This window comes from Vibrio sp. 1078-1, assembly GCF_033340475.1.
This window is the reverse complement of record NZ_JAWOWM010000971.1, coordinates 1-507: the sequence shown is the minus strand read 5'-3', so window position 1 is coordinate 507 and position 507 is coordinate 1. Positions and strand designations below refer to the sequence as shown.

Here is a 507-nt window from a genome sequence, read left to right as displayed (position 1 = left end):
ATTCAATGAATCAGAAGTTAACTTTGATTCGTGGACAAGCCTTGGTGTAGATGCGTTGTTAACTGGCTCTATCAAGCAAAATGAGCAAGGCGATTACGTTGTAAATTACCAGCTTGTTGATGTAGTACGCGGTCAGTTAACTGGTGGGCAGAGCAAAGCTCTAGGGAGTGACGGCGAGCTTGTTTTATCTAAAGACCATGTTTTGTTTAACAAAGTGGCTACGGTAAAAGGCCCTCGTATGCGTGAGTACGCTCACCGTATTTCTGACCTTGTCTATGAACAACTGACAGGTGAACGTGGCGCATTTATGACTCGTATTGCCTACGTGGTTGTAAACGACAAAGACCGTTTCCCGTACCAGCTTCGTGTCGCTGATTACGATGGTTACAATGAGCGATTAGTATTGCGTTCTAAGCAGCCTCTGATGTCTCCTGCATGGTCTCCAGATGGGCAGAAACTTGCGTATGTAAGCTTCCAAAATGGCCAAGCAGAAATTTTCATCATGAA

General features: G+C 44.8%; 1 pseudogene. It reads left to right on the top strand.

From position 1 onward, the window contains the following. Positions 1 to 507 (top strand): annotated as a pseudogene (locus tag R7190_RS31145) (Tol-Pal system protein TolB); the annotation flags it as partial.